Raw genomic sequence first — 14931 nt, 5'->3', positions numbered from 1 at the left:
CGACGGCCCGGCGCGCGCGCAGCGGGCGCTCGTCGGGCAATGCGCGCCGTCCGACCCGTACGCGCTAGCGGTGCGACTGACCGCGGAAGGACGCACGATGTGGCTGGTGATGGCGGCCTACGACGACTGAGCGAAGCCGCCGACGGGCGCGGCGCGACAGCAGGCATGCTGCTTGCGCGCTCGCGGCGCCATCGAAATGCGCACGCCGCCGCGCAGGAGCGACATGAAGACACCATCCATGCTGCACCGCCCCGAGCCGACGACTCCCGACGTCGACCCGGACCCGCCGCCGCCCGGACACGACGATCCGGTCGACCCGCCGGTGCCTGACGGGCTGCCGCAGGGCGACCCGCCGTCGAACCCGCCGCCGATGCGGATGCCGGGCGGAAGCGGTGCGCCGCGACCGGCCGCGCGAACCTTGAAAAGGAGGACCGTCATGGACATTCACGTGCAATCGCCAGACAAGCGCGCGATCGCTCAGGTGCTGGGCCGCTATTTCGAATCGCGTTCGCTGCGCTATCACATCGAGGAACTGCCGGGCGGCGTGCTGCAGATCGGCTTTCGCGCCAGCGGGCGCCCGGTTGCCGTCACCGTGTCGTTCGACGATGCCGCGTACGACACCTATACGCACTGGGATGCGAGCCAGAAGCAGCTGGCGCTCGGTCGGCTCGCCGACGGCTTCTCGCGGATGATGTCGTCACGCAGCCCGGCCGCGCTGGCCGGCGACTATCACGTCGAACGATTCTGATTCATCCCTGCTTCGCCGCTATCCCCACGCGGGGCAAAGTGCCCGCGCGCAGCGGGCGCTTTGCGTCTGCGTGCGCGTCGCGTAGGATGTCCGTTAATTCAGCACACGCTACGTTCGCGCCGCAGCCTGGCAGCCGCTGCGGCCGAAGAGGCGCGATGCGCTTTCCCTCAGGTTCGTTTCACGCAACCGACGGAGACCACCTTGGCCACAGTTGCTCGCCTGTTGCTGTCACCCGGCGCACGCCGGTTCGTTTCCGGCCTGTCGGCATGCGCGGCACTTGCCGCGGCCGGCACCCGCGATGCGTCGGCCCAGACGCCTTCGCCGCTCGGCGAGTGGCAATACTCGGCGGGTGTGCCGCTCGAAAAACTGTTCGACCCGAACATTTCCACGTGGAATATCAGCGTGGGCGCCGCGATGACGCTGCAGCCGCGCTATGCGGGCTCCGACCGCTATCGCGTGATGGGCGGCCCGAACCTCGACATCCGCTATCGCGACCTGTTCTTCCTGTCGACGGGCGAGGGGCTCGGCGCGAACGTGCTGCGCGGGCCGAACTGGCGCGTGAGCCTGTCCGTCGGTTACGACCTCGGGCGCCGTTCGGCCGACGATATCCAGCACCTGAACGGCCTCGACAACATCAACGCGGCACCGGTGATGAAACTGGCGGCCGATTACGTGATCTCGAAGGAGTTTCCGCTCGTGCTGCGCGCGGATATCCGGCGCAGCATCGGCGGCTCGAACGGCTGGGTCGGCGATTTCTCCGCGTACATGCCGCTGCCGGGCAGCAACGAGCATTTCTTCTGGTTCGCGGGGCCGACCGTGTCGTTCGCCGATTCGCGCTACATGAACAGCTGGTTCGGCGTGAACCAGGGAGCCGCCGCGCGTTCGGGGCTGCCGGCGTATTCGTCGGGGGCCGGGATCAAGTCGTACGGTGCGGGCGTGACCATGGCCTGGTTCGTGAACAAGCACTGGTTCATCACGATCGACGGTGCGATCGAGCAGCTCGTCGGCCGCGCCGCGCGCAGCCCGATCACGCAGCAGTCGACCAACGGCGTGTTCGACATGTCGGTGAACTACCAGTTCTGAGCACGGCCGGGCAGCAGGGAGGCGATCGGGGCAGCGGCATTTCCCGTCACATTTGATATGATTCCGACCTGTACAAATGTACAGTGATCGATCCCCGTGACGCCTGCTTCGCCGACGCCCCCGGCGTTTTACTACCTGACCAATTTCGAACGCGCGCTGGCCTGGCTCGGCGCGCGTTACGACGACCTGTTCGATGCGCACGAGCACGCGTTCGTCCGGCAGTTCGCCGCGCTGCCGCAGGCGTCGCGCGCGCTGCTCGTCCGGATGCTGATGCGCAACGGGTCCGATTTCCGCGCGAGCAAACTCGTGTACGACGAAATCGGCTGCGCGCTCGACGCGGCCGCACCGCTCGTCGAACTCGGCTGGGTCGATCCGGCCCCCGCGCTGACGCTCGACGAACTGTTCGCGCTGTCGACCAAGGCCGATCTGCTGCGCATCTTCCCGGCACTCGCCGCGCATGCGGGCGAGCGCAAGCCCGAGTGGCTCGAACGGCTGCGGCCCGCGCACGACGTTGCGCAACCGCTCGAAGCGTGGTGCGCGCAGGCCGGCGACCGCGTGCTGCGCGTGACGGTCGGCGCGCTGTGCGACCGGCTGCGCCTGATGTTCTTCGGCAATCTCCACCAGGACTGGAGCGAATTCGTGCTCGCCGATCTCGGCGTGTTCCAGTACGAAAGCGTGCCGATCGCGCCGTCGTCGCGCGCGTTCCAGCAGCGCGGCGACGTCGACGCGTATCTCGCGCTGCAGACGTGCCGCGATGCGCTCGACGCTTGGCCCGACGATCTGCCGTTCGACGACCTGGTGCGCGCGATCGATGCGGTCGGCTGCGCGCAGCCGTGGCTCGCGACGCGTCGCGCGAAGCTGCTGTTCGCCCTCGGGCAGACGTGCGAGCGCCGGGCGGACTGGGCTGGCGCGCTCGACGCGTATGTGCGCAGCGCCTGGCCGGGCAGCCGCCATCGGCGCATCCGCGTGCTCGAACGCTGCGGGCGTGACGACGATGCGCTCGCGCTGGCGCTCGGGGCGCGCGGCGGTTTCGAGAGCGACGAGGAGCGCCAGCGTGTCGAGCGCATGCTGCCGCGCCTGCAGCGCCGGCTCGGCCAGCGCGTCGAACGGGCGGCCCCGGCGGCGGACGTGCCGCGCGAAACGCTCGTGCTCGCGCGCCCCGATGCGTTCGTCAGTGTCGAATTCGCGGTGCGCGACCATCTGGCGCTACCGGCTTCGCCGGTTCATTACGTCGAAAACGCGCTGATCAATTCGCTGTTCGGGCTGCTGTGCTGGGAACCCGTGTTCGCCGCGGTACCCGGCGCGTTCTTCCATCCGTTCCAGCGCGGCCCGGCCGACCTGCACGCGCCCGATTTCGCCGCGCGCCGTGCGGATGCATTCGCCGCGTGCTTCGCGCAACTCGATTCGGGCGCTTATCGAGAGACGATTCGCCGGCACTTCGTGACGAAGGCGGGGCTGCAATCCCCGTTCGTGTTCTGGGGTGTGCTGAGCGACGCACTGCTCGACGAGGCGCTTGCGTGCCTGCCGCCGGAGCATTTGCGGCTGTGGTTCACGCGCCTGCTCGCGGATATCCGCAGCAACCGTTCGGGGCTGCCCGATCTCGTCCGCTTCTGGCCCGGCGAGCGCCGCTACGAACTGGTCGAGGTGAAGGGCCCCGGCGACCGCCTGCAGGACAACCAGACGCGCTGGCTCGCATACTGCGTCGCGCACGGCATTCCGGTGCGCGTGATCGATGTCGAATGGGCCGGCGCGGACGTCGCGCCCGTCGAGGCGGCGGGCCTGTCCGCATGAGCTACGTCGTCGCGGTGCGGGCGATGTGCGAGTTCACCGCGCGGCGCGGCGATCTCGACCTGCGCTTCACGCCCGCGCCCACCGCGCTCGAAGGCATCGCCGGCCACGGCGCGGTCACGTCGAACCGCGGCGCGCGCTACGAAACCGAGATCGCGCTGACGGGCACGTGGGGCACGCTCACCGTGCGCGGCCGCGCGGACGGCTACGATCCGGTGGCGAACCGCCTCGAGGAAATCAAGACCTTCCGCGGCAGCCTCGACGCGATGCCGGCCAACCACCGCGCACTGCACTGGGCGCAGGCGAAGGTCTACGCGCACCTGATGTGTGATGCGCGCGATCTCGCTGAAATCGACGTCGCGCTCGTCTATTTCGACATCGTGTCCGAGCGCGAGACGGTGCTGACGCAAACGCTGGGGGCGGCAGAGCTCGCGGCGTTCTTCGCCGAGCAGTGCGCCTGCTTCGTCGGCTGGGCCGAACGCGAGACGGCGCATCGCGCGGCGCGTGACGCGGCGCTGCGCGCGCTCGCGTTTCCGCACGGGCAGTTCCGCAGCGGCCAGCGCGAGCTGGCAGTGGCCGTCTATCGCGCGGCCCGCGACGATCGTTGCCTGATGGCGCAGGCGCCGACCGGCATCGGCAAGACGCTCGGCACCGTGTTTCCGCTGCTGAAGGCCTGCGGCGAGGGCGAACTCGACCACGTGTACTTCCTGACCGCGAAAACGCCCGGCCGCGCGCTCGCGCTCGAAGCGGCGGCGACGCTCGGCGCCGGCACGCCCGCGCTGCCGCTGCGCGTGCTGGAACTCGTTGCGCGCGACAAGGCGTGCGAGCATCCCGACAGTGCGTGCCACGGCGAGTCGTGCCCGCTCGCGAAGGGTTTCTACGACCGGCTGCCGGCCGCGCGCGACGCGGCGATCGAGGCCGGGCTGCTCGACCGCGACACCGTGCGCGCGGCCGCGCTCGCGCACGACGTCTGCCCGTATTACCTGTCGCAGGAACTCGCGCGCTGGTCCGACATGGTGATCGGCGACTACAACTACTACTACGACGGCAGCGCGATGCTGCACACGCTCGCGCAGCAGAACCAGTGGCGCGTCGGCGTGCTCGTCGACGAAGCGCACAACCTGCTCGATCGTGCGCGCAAGATGTACAGCGCATCGCTCGATCCGTTCGCATTCGCGGCCGCGCGCGAGGCCGCACCCGCCGCGCTGCGCAAGGCCTTCGACCGGCTTGCCCGCGCGTGGGGCACGGTCAATCGCGCGCAGGCCGAGCGTTATGCCGCGTATCCGGAGATCCCGGGCCCGATCGTGTCGGCGTTGCAGAACCTCGTCGCGGCGGTCGGCGAGCACCTGGCCGACGCGCCGCGCGCGAACGGCGACGCGCTGCTGCGGTTTCATTTCGAGGCGATCCAGTTCGGCGTGCTTGCCGAAGCGTTCGACAGCGCGTCGATCTTCGACGCGACGCTGCACGGCGAACCGATGCCGCGCCAGCCGGCGCTCGACGGCGTTGCGTCGGCCGGCCGCCGGCGCCGCGTCCAGTCGACGCTCTGCGTGCGCAACGTGATTCCGGCCGGCTTTCTCGCGCCGCGCTACGAAGCCGCGTGCGCGACCGTGCTTTTCTCGGGCACGCTGAGTCCGTTTCATTTCTACCGCGACACGCTCGGGTTGCCCGGCGACACGGGCTGGCTCGACGTCGACGGGCCGTTCCGCGCCGAGCAGCTGACGGTGCGCGTCGCGAGCCACGTGTCGACCCGCTGGCGCGACCGCGACCGGTCGCTCGAACCGATCGTGGACCTGATCGCCGCGCAATACGCGACGCGGCCCGGCAACTACCTCGGGTTCCTGAGCAGCTTCGACTATCTGGGGCGCGTGGTCGCGCTGATGCAGGCACGGCACCCGGATGTGCCCGTCTGGGCGCAGGCGCCCGGCATGACCGAAGGCGAGCGCGACGCGTTTCTTGCGCGCTTCGACGCGGGCGGGCGCGGCGTCGGCTTCGCGGTGCTGGGCGGGGCGTTCTCGGAAGGCGTGGACCTGGTCGGCGAGCGGCTGATCGGCGCGTTCATCGCGACGCTCGGGCTGCCGCAGGTCAACGACGTCAACGAGCAGATGCGGCGTGCGATGGACGCGCGCTTCGGCAACGGCTACGACTACATGTACCTGTATCCGGGCTTGCAGAAGGTCGTGCAGGCGGCCGGGCGCGTGATCCGCACCGAGCACGACGAAGGCGTCGTGCATCTGATCGACGACCGCTACCGGCGGCGGGAGGTGCGCGATCTGCTGCCGCGGTGGTGGCGGATCAAGTGACGGGGGCGCGGCTTTTCCGTGCCGGCACGTCGCTACAGCACGTTGAGCATCGCGAGCGCGGCTTCCTGCAGATGCGGCAGCACGCGCCGCACGGCCGCGTCGGTCGTCTCCGCACCGATCGGCATGTTCGTGCTCAGCGCGGCGACCACTTCGCCGTGACGGTTCTTCAGCGGCACCGCGATCCCGCGCACGCCGACCTGCAATTGCTGTTCGATCGCCGCGAAACCGGCGTCGCGTGCCTGGTCGACCTGTTCGAGCAGGCGCGCCTTGTTGGTGACCGTGTGCGGCGTGAACGGCGGCAGTTCGGTGTCGTCGAGCCATGCGCGCACGGCTTCGCGATCGGGATGGTGGGCGAGTAGCACGACGCCCGGCGACGTGAGCGGCGCCGGCACGCGCGCGCCGAGCACGAAGCCGGTCGTCATCACGCGCGACACGCCGTTGCGCGCGATGAACACGAGTTCCCATCCGTCGAGCACGCTCACATACGCCGATTCGTTCAGCGACGCGCTCAGTTGCTGCAGATAGGGCTGGACGGTGCGCGGCAGGCGCGCCGAATCGAAGTACGACCAGCCGACCCGCAGCACGCGCGGGGTGAGGCCGTACAGCTTGCCGTCGGTGTACACGTAGCCGAGCGATTCGAGCGTCAGCAGATAGCGCCGCGCGGCCGTGCGCGTGAGACCGGTGCGCGCGGCGGCCTGGGTGGGCGTCATGCGCGCGTGCTGGCTGTCGAACGCCTCGAGGATCGCCAGGCCTTTTTCGAGGCCGGCAATCCAGTCGCGTCGGTCGAGTTCGGGCTTTTTCATCGTCGGAAGGTGGCGTCTCGGTGCGCGGTAATCGCGCGTGAGTGGGCGATTATCGCGCGAATTTCACCGGAGGCGATCGCCAACCTGAAGGCGTAGATCGAGTCGACGATCTCGATCTTCGGCGTGATCGAGCGCGTGACGCCGATCGACCTCGGCGGTGGCGTGAAGGGGCAGGAAACCGCGTATTCGCCGAAGATCGGCCCCGATCATGAGCGCGTACAGGCTGTACATGGCGCTCGGCGATACGCAGAGCTACCGGATCGGCGCTGACATGCGCGACCTGTGTGGAAGACATGTCGCGGGCCTTGCCGCTGTTCCGCTGCATTGCCGGGACGATCTCGCTGGCGAAGGCGCGCTAGAATCGCCGGCTCCACTGGACCACAACAATGAAAATTCGCGAATCCGTGTTGGCCGTGCTCGTCGCGGCCGTGCCGCTCCTTGCCGCGGCGAATCCTTCGTCCGGCACGCCCCTCCCGAAGCCGTCCGTCGACGTGCGTGCGTGGCCGCGCATGACGTCGCCGAAATTCGGCTGTTACGTCGAAACAACCTTCGGCTACCGTGACAAGCGCTTCAATTGCGCGCTGAAGAAGTACCGGAATACCGGCGATGCGTGCGGGAACACGAAGGCCTACTACGAAGGCCCGGTGTTCCCCGACCGGCTCGCGGCCAGCGTGCATCCGCTCGCGACGAAGGTCGAACTGGACTGGGAGCACGGCGATCTGCAGATGGTCACCGTCACGCTCAAGGGAACCTGGAACGAAGCGGACGTGCGCAAGGCGTTCGGGCTGCCGCGCGCGGAAGCGCGCCAGCTGACCGACGCGGAGTTGCGCTCGGCGCCGGGCAATTTGATGGACACGAGTGTCCAGTATCCGTCGTCCCCGCTCGACGAAAGCCTGGCGAAGCGCCCGAGCAACCCGGCGCGCGGGACGACGGCCGTGATGCTCTACGGGTTCGACCACATGGGCGCCGGCGATGCCGATTGCGGGGGCGGCGAGTAACGGGGGAGCGGGCGGCGGGAGAGAGACGGGAGAAGGCGGCTGACACAGCCGCCAACCGGGTGCGGGTGGCGGTACGGCGCTCGTGTGGCGTACGCCGTACCTTCAGGGTCTTACTCGCTGCTCGTCCATTCGACGTTCGCGCCGACCGAGCGCAGGTTCTCGACGAAATGCGGATGCGCGCGGCGGATCGGCAGCGCATTCATGATTTCCGAGCGGCCTTCGATGCTCGCGGCCACCATCAGCAGCGCGATCGCGACGCGGATGATGTACGGGCTCTCGACGCGGGCCGGCGTCAGTTGCAACCCGCCGAACGTGATCAGCCGGTGCGGATCGGACAGCAGCACGTGCGCGCCGAACTTCGACAGTTCGCCGGACCAGCCGAGCGCACCGTCGTAGACCTTGTTCCAGAACATCGCGCTGCCTTCCGCGCGCACGCCGAGTGCGATGAAGATCGGCAGCAGGTCGACCGGCAGGTACGGCCACGGCGCGGCTTCGACCTTGGTGAGGATGTTCTGCGTGAACGGCCGGCGCACGCGCAGCGGGCCGTCGCGTTCCGCGCGCGACCAGCCGTCGCGGTGCGTGACGTTGACGCCGAACTTCGCGAACGTGCGGTCGATCAGCGGGAAGTGTTCGGGCGACGAGTTGCGTACCGTGATGTCGCCGCCGGTGATCGCGCCGAGCGCGAGGAACGTCGCGATTTCGTGGAAATCCTCGGCGAAGCGGAACTCGCCGCCGCCGAGCGTGCCGCCGCCCGTCACGCAGAGCCGCGATGTGCCGATCCCCTCGATCGCGACGCCGATCATCGCGAGGAACTGGCAGAACTCCTGCACGTGCGGCTCGGACGCGGCGTTCATCAGCGTGGACGTGCCGTTCGCGGTCGTCGCGCACAGCGCGAAGTTTTCGGTGGTCGTCACCGACGCGTAGTCGAGCCAGTGATCGTTGGCCGTCAGCGGGCCGTCGGTACGGACGATCAGCGAATCGGGCGTGCGCTCGATGTGCGCGCCGAAACGTTCGAACACCTCGACGTGCGGATCGATCTCGCGCACGCCGAGCGTGCAGCCCTTCACGTCGTTCTCGAGGCGCGCGACGCCGAAGCGCGCGAGCAGCGGCGGAATCAGCATGATCGACGAACGCATCGCTTCCGGCAGCCGATGGACGGCCGGATCGAATTTCGTGTCGCGATGGTGGAGTTCGAGCAGGCCCGTCGTGAAGTCGACCGACACGTCGCTGCCGAGCGTGCGGAAGATGTCGAGGATCTTGCGCACGTCGGTGATGTCCGGCACGCCGATGAGGCGCAACGGCTGGTCGGTCAACAGGGTGGCGCACAGGATCGGCAGGACGGCGTTCTTGTTCGCGGACGGCTTGATGTCCCCGCGCAGCGGAGTGCCGCCGTGGACGATGAGATTCGACATGATATGGGGGCGTATCGGTGACTGACGTAGGCCCATATGATGCCATTGGTCGGCGGGCGGCGTGGAATGTTCAGAGGGGAAAAGGGGGAATCAGGGCGTATAACTGACAGTGTTTGACGTCGCGCGCGCGACGAGCGACGCCGTTGGCGGCCGCCATCGAGCGATGCGTGATGGCCGGCCACGGTGGGGGCCGGCCATCGGGTCGTTACTGCGCTGCCCGCATCCGCGCGGCGACGATCAGCGAGATCAGGCAGCCCACCGCGAGATAACCGGCGACGAGGTGCCACGAGCCGCCTGCCACGCTGACGAGGCCGACCGCGATGAACGGCGTGAACCCGCCGCTGACCACGCTCGCGAACTGGTAGCCGACGCCCGCGCCGCTATAGCGGTATTCGGCGCCGAACAGCTCGGTGAACAGCGGCTGCTGGACGCTCACGACCATGTCGTGCGCGGCGTTCGCGAGCAGGATCGAGAAGATCACGATCCACGCGATCGACCGCGCCTCCAGCGCGAGGAAGAACGGCACCGCGGACGCGACGCCGATCAGCGCGCCGATCAGGTAGATGCGGCGCAGGCCGTAGCGGTCGGCCAGCCACGCGAAACACGGGATCGTCACGCAGCTCACCGCCCCCACCAGCAGGCCGATGTTCAGGAACAGGTCGCGCGACATGCCGAGGTTCGTCGTCGAATAGCTGAGCGCGAACGCAGTGACGATGTACATCGTGAACAGCTCGGCGAGCCGCAGCGCAATGATCAGCAGGAACGCCTTCGGATGGCGCGTCAGCGCCTCCAGCACCGGCAGGCGCAGCTTGCGGTTGCCGTGTTCGACCTTCTCGACGAACTCCTGCGATTCGTCCATGTTCTTGCGTACCCACAGCCCGATCAGCACGAGCACGATGCTGAACACGAACGGCAGGCGCCAGCCCCACGACTTGAACGCGGCCTCGCCGAGCGTATGGCTCAGGATCGACACGATGCCCGTGGCCAGCACGAGGCCGACGCCGTAGCCGACCTGCACGCCGCTGCTGTAGAACGCCTTCTTTTGCTTCGGCGCGCTTTCGACGGCCATCAGCGCCGCGCCACCCCATTCGCCGCCGACCGCGAACCCCTGGATCGCGCGCATCAGCACCAGCAGCACGGGTGCCCACCAGCCGATCGTCGAGAATGCCGGCAGCAGGCCGATCGCGACCGTCGACAGCCCCATCAGCATCACCGTCAGGACCAGCATCCGCTTGCGGCCGAGCCGGTCGCCGTAGTGGCCGAACACGATGCCGCCGAGCGGCCGGAACAGGAAACCGACGCCGAAGGTTGCGAACGCCGCGAGCGTGCCCATCGTCGGGCTGACTTTCGGAAAGAACTCGGAATTGAATACGAGCGCGGCGACGATCCCGTACAGCAGGAAGTCGTACCAGTCGACAACGGCGCCGACGAAGCTGCCGATCGCGGCCTTGCGGGCCTGGCTGCGGACGCGGGCGCTGGCGGCGGCGTCGAGGGTGTCGAAGGTTGGGGTCATGGCGGTGTCTCCTGGCACGGCGCATCGTGGAATCGTGGCGGCGCCGCGTCCGATGCTGCATTGAAGTCGATGAGTGAACGGAGAATAGGGCGCGCGCCGTACGGCGGCAATTGGCCAATCGGACAAGATGCGCGATTATCGTACAAGTCCGTGCGATTATCGAACGCTTTTCGGGTTTGCACTAGGCGGTGCGACGATATCCCGTTTGGCCAGGGTGTGCCGCCGTGAACGATCTGGTTAAAATCTGCAGCATTGAGAACTTGCCCGTTCGGAGCGGATGCGGTCGCCACGTTGGCCGCGCTTGCCGCCAGCGACGGGCGCCATCCCCATCGAACGCATGCCCCCGGAGACTGGAATGCCCGGCAATTCCCACCCCCTGTCCAGCGATACGCCGCCCGTTGCCGATCCGGCTGCCAATCCGCTCGGGATGGCCGGCCTCGAATTCGTCGAATTCGCGGCGCCCGTGCCCGAGGCGCTCGCTCAGCGCTTCGAGCAGCTCGGGTTCAAGGCGATCGCGCGGCATGTCAGCAAGAACGTCACGCTCTACCGGCAAGGTCAGATGCATTTCCTGATCAACGCCGAGCCCGATTCGTTCGCCGCGCGCTACGCGGAGGAATACGGGATGGGTGTCTGCGCGATCGGGCTGCGCGTGGCCAGTGCCCGGCGCGCGTTCGAGCGGGCGATCGAGCTCGGTGCGTGGGCGTTCGAAGGCGAGAAGGTCGGGGTCGGCGAGCTGAAGATCCCCGCGATCCAGGGCATCGGCGATTCGCACCTCTATTTCGTCGACCGCTGGCGCGGGCGCGACGGCCAGCGGGGCGGCGTCGGCGACATCTCGATCTTCGACATCGATTTCCGGCCGATCGACATCGCGACCGCGCATACCGATCTCGACTGCGTGGGCGTCGGGCTGCAGCAGGTCGATCATTTCACGCAGACCGTCGGTGCGGGGCGCATGCGGGAGTGGCTGGATTTCTACCACGACCTGCTGCATTTTCGCGAGATCCACGAAATCGACGCGCACTGGCATGTGTCGGAGGAATCGCGTGTGATGGTGTCGCCGTGCGGCGCGGTGCGGATTCCGGTCTACGAGGAAGGCACGCGGCGCACCGAGCTGATGCACGCGTATCTGCCCGACCATCCGGGCGAGGGCGTGCAGCACGTCGCGCTGGCGACCGACGACATCCTGTCCTGCGTCGATGCGCTGCGGGCGAACGGCGTCGAATTCATCGAGCCGCCGGCCCGCTATTACGATGACGTCGACGCGCGGCTGCCGGGCCACGGTGTCGATCTCGACGCGCTGCGCCGTCGCGCGGTGCTGGTCGACGGCGAGATCGGCGGCGACGGCGTGCCGAGGCTGTTCTTCCAGACTTTCGTCAAGCGCCGGCCCGGCGAGATCTTCTTCGAAATCGTGCAGCGCAAGGGGCACCACGGGTTCGGCGAAGGCAATCTCGCGGCGCTCGCCCGCGCGCGCGACGCCGGCTGAGCAGCGCCGGCGCCCGCATCGGGCGTCCCGCGCCCCGCGTCGCGCTTCACGTGCCGGCGGCCGGCACCCGGTTTGGCGCGGGGTCGTTCGGCTCGTGCAGGACGCACGCGGTGCCGCCCGGCGTGTACATCGACACGACACAACGGTTGCACGACGTGCAGCCCGACTGCGCGAGCCGGCCGTCGCGCAGTCCGTTGACGAAATCCGGCTCGAACACGAGCGCGCGGGCGAGCGCGACCGCATCGAACCCTTCGCGCATCGCCAGCTCGACGTTCCCGCGCGAACGTACGCCGCCGAGGTAAGCGAGCGGCATCCGGACGGACGCGCGCACCTTCCTCGAGTGCTCGAGGAAATACATCTCGCGAAACGCGCCCATCTTCGGCTCGGTGAGTTTCTGCAGCGCCATTGCCGCGCGCACGATTGCGTTGTCGGCGTTCGCGCGCGCGTCGCCGGGCAACGGGCTGCCGAACAACTGCCACACCGATTCGACGTTCATCCCGCCGCTGAGCACGAGCAGGTGCGCGCCTTCGGCTTCGAGCCGCCGCGCGATCTCGCATGCGTCGTCGGCGGTTCCGCCGCCGCGCACGCCTTCGGTCACGCCGATCTTGCAGACGACGGCGAGATCGCGGCCCACCGCGTCGAGCACGCGGCGCAGCACCTCGGCCGGGAAAGCGGCACGCCGTGCCGCGTCGCCGCCGTACGCATCGCGGCGGCGGTTGTACAGCGGCGACAGGAACTGGCTGAGCAGATACCCATGCCCCATGTGGATCTCGACCGCATCGAAGCCGGCGTCGCGCGCATGGCGTGCGGCCTGCGCGAATTCGTCGGCGATCGCGGACATCTGGTCGCGCGTCATCGCCTGCTTCAAAAAGCGGCCGCTCATCACGCCGACCTTGTTGAAGCCGCCCGATGCGCTCAACGGCCGCCGGGTCGACAGCGACGGCAGGAACGTGAAGCAGCCGCCGTGCGTGATCTGCGCGGATGCAGCGGCGCCGTGGCGATGGACGGCATCGGTCAGCGCGCGGAACTGGCGGACCGTCGGCACGTCGAGCCGTGCCTGGTCGACGAACGTGCGTCCGTCGTCGCTGATCGCGCAATACGCGACGGTCGTCAGCGCGGCGCCCCCTTCGGCGATGCGTTCGTGAAAACGGACGAGCGCGCGCGACGGCACGCCGTTCGGCGTCATGCCCTCGTTGGTGGCTGACTTGATCAGGCGGTTGCGCAGCGTCAGCGGGCCGATCTGCAGCGGGCTGAACGCGGTCGTGAGGTCGGCGGATTCCATGAGGGGGCGGGGGCGGGATTGGGCACGGCGACCATTGTGCGGCGGTGGTGCGGGCGCGCATCGTCCGGGTGGACGAGCCCGGCACAACCCGTTCCGGGCGGGCGCCCGATTCAGTACATCGAAGCGCGCCACCGGACGCCAAAACCCGCCCCGAACCCGACCGACCGCCGTCGATCCGTCACGCGAGATCGCCTGCCTTGAGCTTGCGGACCTGACGACGCATCCCGTCGAAGATCGCATCCGCGACGTCCATCGGAAATTCCGCCGGGATCTGCGCCGCGGCTTCCGCGATCGCGGGTTCCGTGCGAGCGACGACGGCCGCCATCGCGGCGTGCACGTCGTCTTCGGTCAGGCCGACGCGTCGGCCCTGTGCGACCCAGTGGCGCGGCTGTATTTCGCCGATCACGTAGTGCCGGTTCTTCCCGCACACGGCCATCGCGAGCCGCGCGCGGCGCGGCGGGAGCTGGTTGCGGCGCGTGCCGATGATCGGATGCGCGGACAGCACGTCGTACAGTGGCGTGCTGCGGTACGTGTTGCCGGGCAGGTGCGCGATGCTGAAGTTCTTCGCATGCCCGTCGATCGCCGCCAGCACCCAGAACACGAGCTGCGCGACGAAGAAATTCATCCGGTCGGGCGCGGCGTCGGCCGAATTGGCGAGGATGCCCATGATCGTGTCGATGCCCGGGCCGCCGTCGGACTCGTATTTCGCGCCCGACGGCGTGCCGGTCGCCTGGCACATGTCCTCCTGCGGCAACCGCAGGATCCACGTGCGGTCGCGCGAAGCACGCCGGTCGAAGCGCTCGACGATCAACGCCTTCTGGTCGTCGAACCGGCCGATGTCGCACGCCGCGACCGGCAAGCCGTACGCGGCGACGAGCTTCGCGCACAGCCACTCGTTTTCGACGGACGTCCGCATGTCGGCCTGCATGTTCCCGACACGCCCGAGCGGCAGCTTGAAGATGTGCGTCGTCGGCGTGCTGCCCGACGGCCGCAGCCAGCGGTTTCCCTGGCGCAGCAATGCCGTCTTTTCCTGCGCGCCGGCAATCGACAGGCGCAGGTCGCCTTCCGGCTCCGCATGGCCGGGCAGCGGCGCGGCGGTCGCGTGGCGCAGCACCTCGGCGACGGCCGTATCGTCGAGCGTCACGCCGTCGATCGTCTCGAGATCGATGGGCGTTTCGCCGGGCGGCAGCATCTGGATCGCGCCGACGCAATCGCGGCCGATCGACGCGAGCAGCTCGAACGGCGCCGTCGACCGGAGCCGGTAACGCTGCGCGATGCGGCGGCGGATCGGCTCGCTGTCCGGCAGCAGGTTGTCGAAATAATCGGCGACGATCGCGCCCTGGTGCGGCTGGTTGCCGGGCGTGAAGGGCAGCGACAGCGACAACGGCCGCCCCTGTGGATCGTCGAGCCAGGCCGGCAGGTAGACGAGGCGCTCGACGCCGCGCCGGACTTCCCAGTAACCCACCGGAATGCCGTTCATCCACAGGTCGAGCCGGTCGTGACGGGCACGCGTGGCCATCG

The 14931-nt window shown here is 68.7% G+C and carries 11 protein-coding genes; 6 read left to right on the top strand and 5 right to left on the bottom strand.

Translation table 11 applies throughout. The annotated features are described in order from the left end of the window. Nucleotides 1–436: 436 nt before the first annotated feature. The 4 genes from L810_RS34045 (at nucleotide 437) to L810_RS34030 (ending at nucleotide 5919) form a co-directional block, all read left to right on the top strand. A complete protein-coding gene (locus L810_RS34045) occupies nucleotides 437–748 on the top strand; it encodes a hypothetical protein (protein WP_042977308.1) in 312 nt (103 codons plus the stop codon). Between the two features lie 201 nt (nucleotides 749–949). Beyond that, on the top strand, nucleotides 950–1831 hold the full coding sequence (locus L810_RS34040; protein ID WP_021162747.1) for a MipA/OmpV family protein: 882 nt from the start codon (nucleotides 950–952) through the stop codon (nucleotides 1829–1831). 96 nt (nucleotides 1832–1927) lie between these two features. Next, nucleotides 1928–3622, top strand: a complete 1695-nt coding sequence (locus L810_RS34035; RefSeq protein WP_021162746.1) for a VRR-NUC domain-containing protein — start codon at nucleotides 1928–1930, stop codon at nucleotides 3620–3622. Beyond that, a complete protein-coding gene (locus tag L810_RS34030) occupies nucleotides 3619–5919 on the top strand; it encodes an ATP-dependent DNA helicase (protein WP_021162745.1) in 2301 nt (766 codons plus the stop codon). Before L810_RS34035 ends, L810_RS34030 begins: the two co-directional genes overlap by 4 nt. Nucleotides 5920–5951: 32 nt before the next feature. Here L810_RS34030 and L810_RS34025 read toward each other — a convergent pair whose 3' ends face one another. Beyond that, on the bottom strand, nucleotides 5952–6722 hold the full coding sequence (locus tag L810_RS34025) for an IclR family transcriptional regulator domain-containing protein (protein ID WP_021162744.1): 771 nt from the start codon (nucleotides 6720–6722) through the stop codon (nucleotides 5952–5954). 386 nt (nucleotides 6723–7108) lie between these two features. Here L810_RS34025 and L810_RS34020 point away from each other — a divergent pair, with 386 nt between their 5' ends. Next, nucleotides 7109–7720 carry a hypothetical protein gene (locus tag L810_RS34020; protein ID WP_021162742.1) on the top strand — a complete coding sequence of 204 codons (612 nt, stop codon included), beginning with the start codon at nucleotides 7109–7111 and terminating at the stop codon, nucleotides 7718–7720. 110 nt (nucleotides 7721–7830) lie between these two features. Here the strand turns inward: L810_RS34020 and L810_RS34015 are convergent, their stop codons facing one another. Both L810_RS34015 and shiA read right to left on the bottom strand, forming a co-directional pair. Then, nucleotides 7831–9132: a UDP-N-acetylglucosamine 1-carboxyvinyltransferase gene (locus L810_RS34015; RefSeq protein WP_042977305.1), complete on the bottom strand. Its 1302-nt coding sequence runs from the start codon at nucleotides 9130–9132 to the stop codon at nucleotides 7831–7833. Between the two features lie 205 nt (nucleotides 9133–9337). Further along, nucleotides 9338–10645 (bottom strand): shikimate transporter, encoded by a 1308-nt coding sequence (shiA, locus tag L810_RS34010; protein WP_021162741.1) that lies wholly within the window; start codon nucleotides 10643–10645, stop codon nucleotides 9338–9340. A 355-nt stretch (nucleotides 10646–11000) separates the two neighbouring features. Between shiA and L810_RS34005 the strand changes: the two genes are divergently transcribed. Further along, a complete protein-coding gene (locus L810_RS34005) occupies nucleotides 11001–12128 on the top strand; it encodes a 4-hydroxyphenylpyruvate dioxygenase family protein (RefSeq protein WP_021162738.1) in 1128 nt (375 codons plus the stop codon). Nucleotides 12129–12174: 46 nt separating this feature from the next. On the opposite strand, the gene L810_RS34000 is transcribed toward L810_RS34005, so the two are convergent. Continuing rightward, nucleotides 12175–13410, bottom strand: a complete 1236-nt coding sequence (locus tag L810_RS34000) for an NADH:flavin oxidoreductase (protein WP_021162737.1) — start codon at nucleotides 13408–13410, stop codon at nucleotides 12175–12177. 178 nt (nucleotides 13411–13588) lie between these two features. Then, the gene (locus L810_RS33995) at nucleotides 13589–14929 is read right to left on the bottom strand and encodes a type II toxin-antitoxin system HipA family toxin (RefSeq protein WP_042977303.1); all 1341 of its coding nucleotides are present in this window, start codon (nucleotides 14927–14929) and stop codon (nucleotides 13589–13591) included. Nucleotides 14930–14931 lie beyond the last annotated feature (2 nt).

It is taken from the genome of Burkholderia sp. AU4i (assembly GCF_000466765.1).
Classification (GTDB): Bacteria; Pseudomonadota; Gammaproteobacteria; order Burkholderiales; family Burkholderiaceae; genus Burkholderia; species Burkholderia cepacia.
Note: the sequence above shows the minus strand (reverse complement) of the source record. Positions and strands in the feature narration are given on the sequence as shown.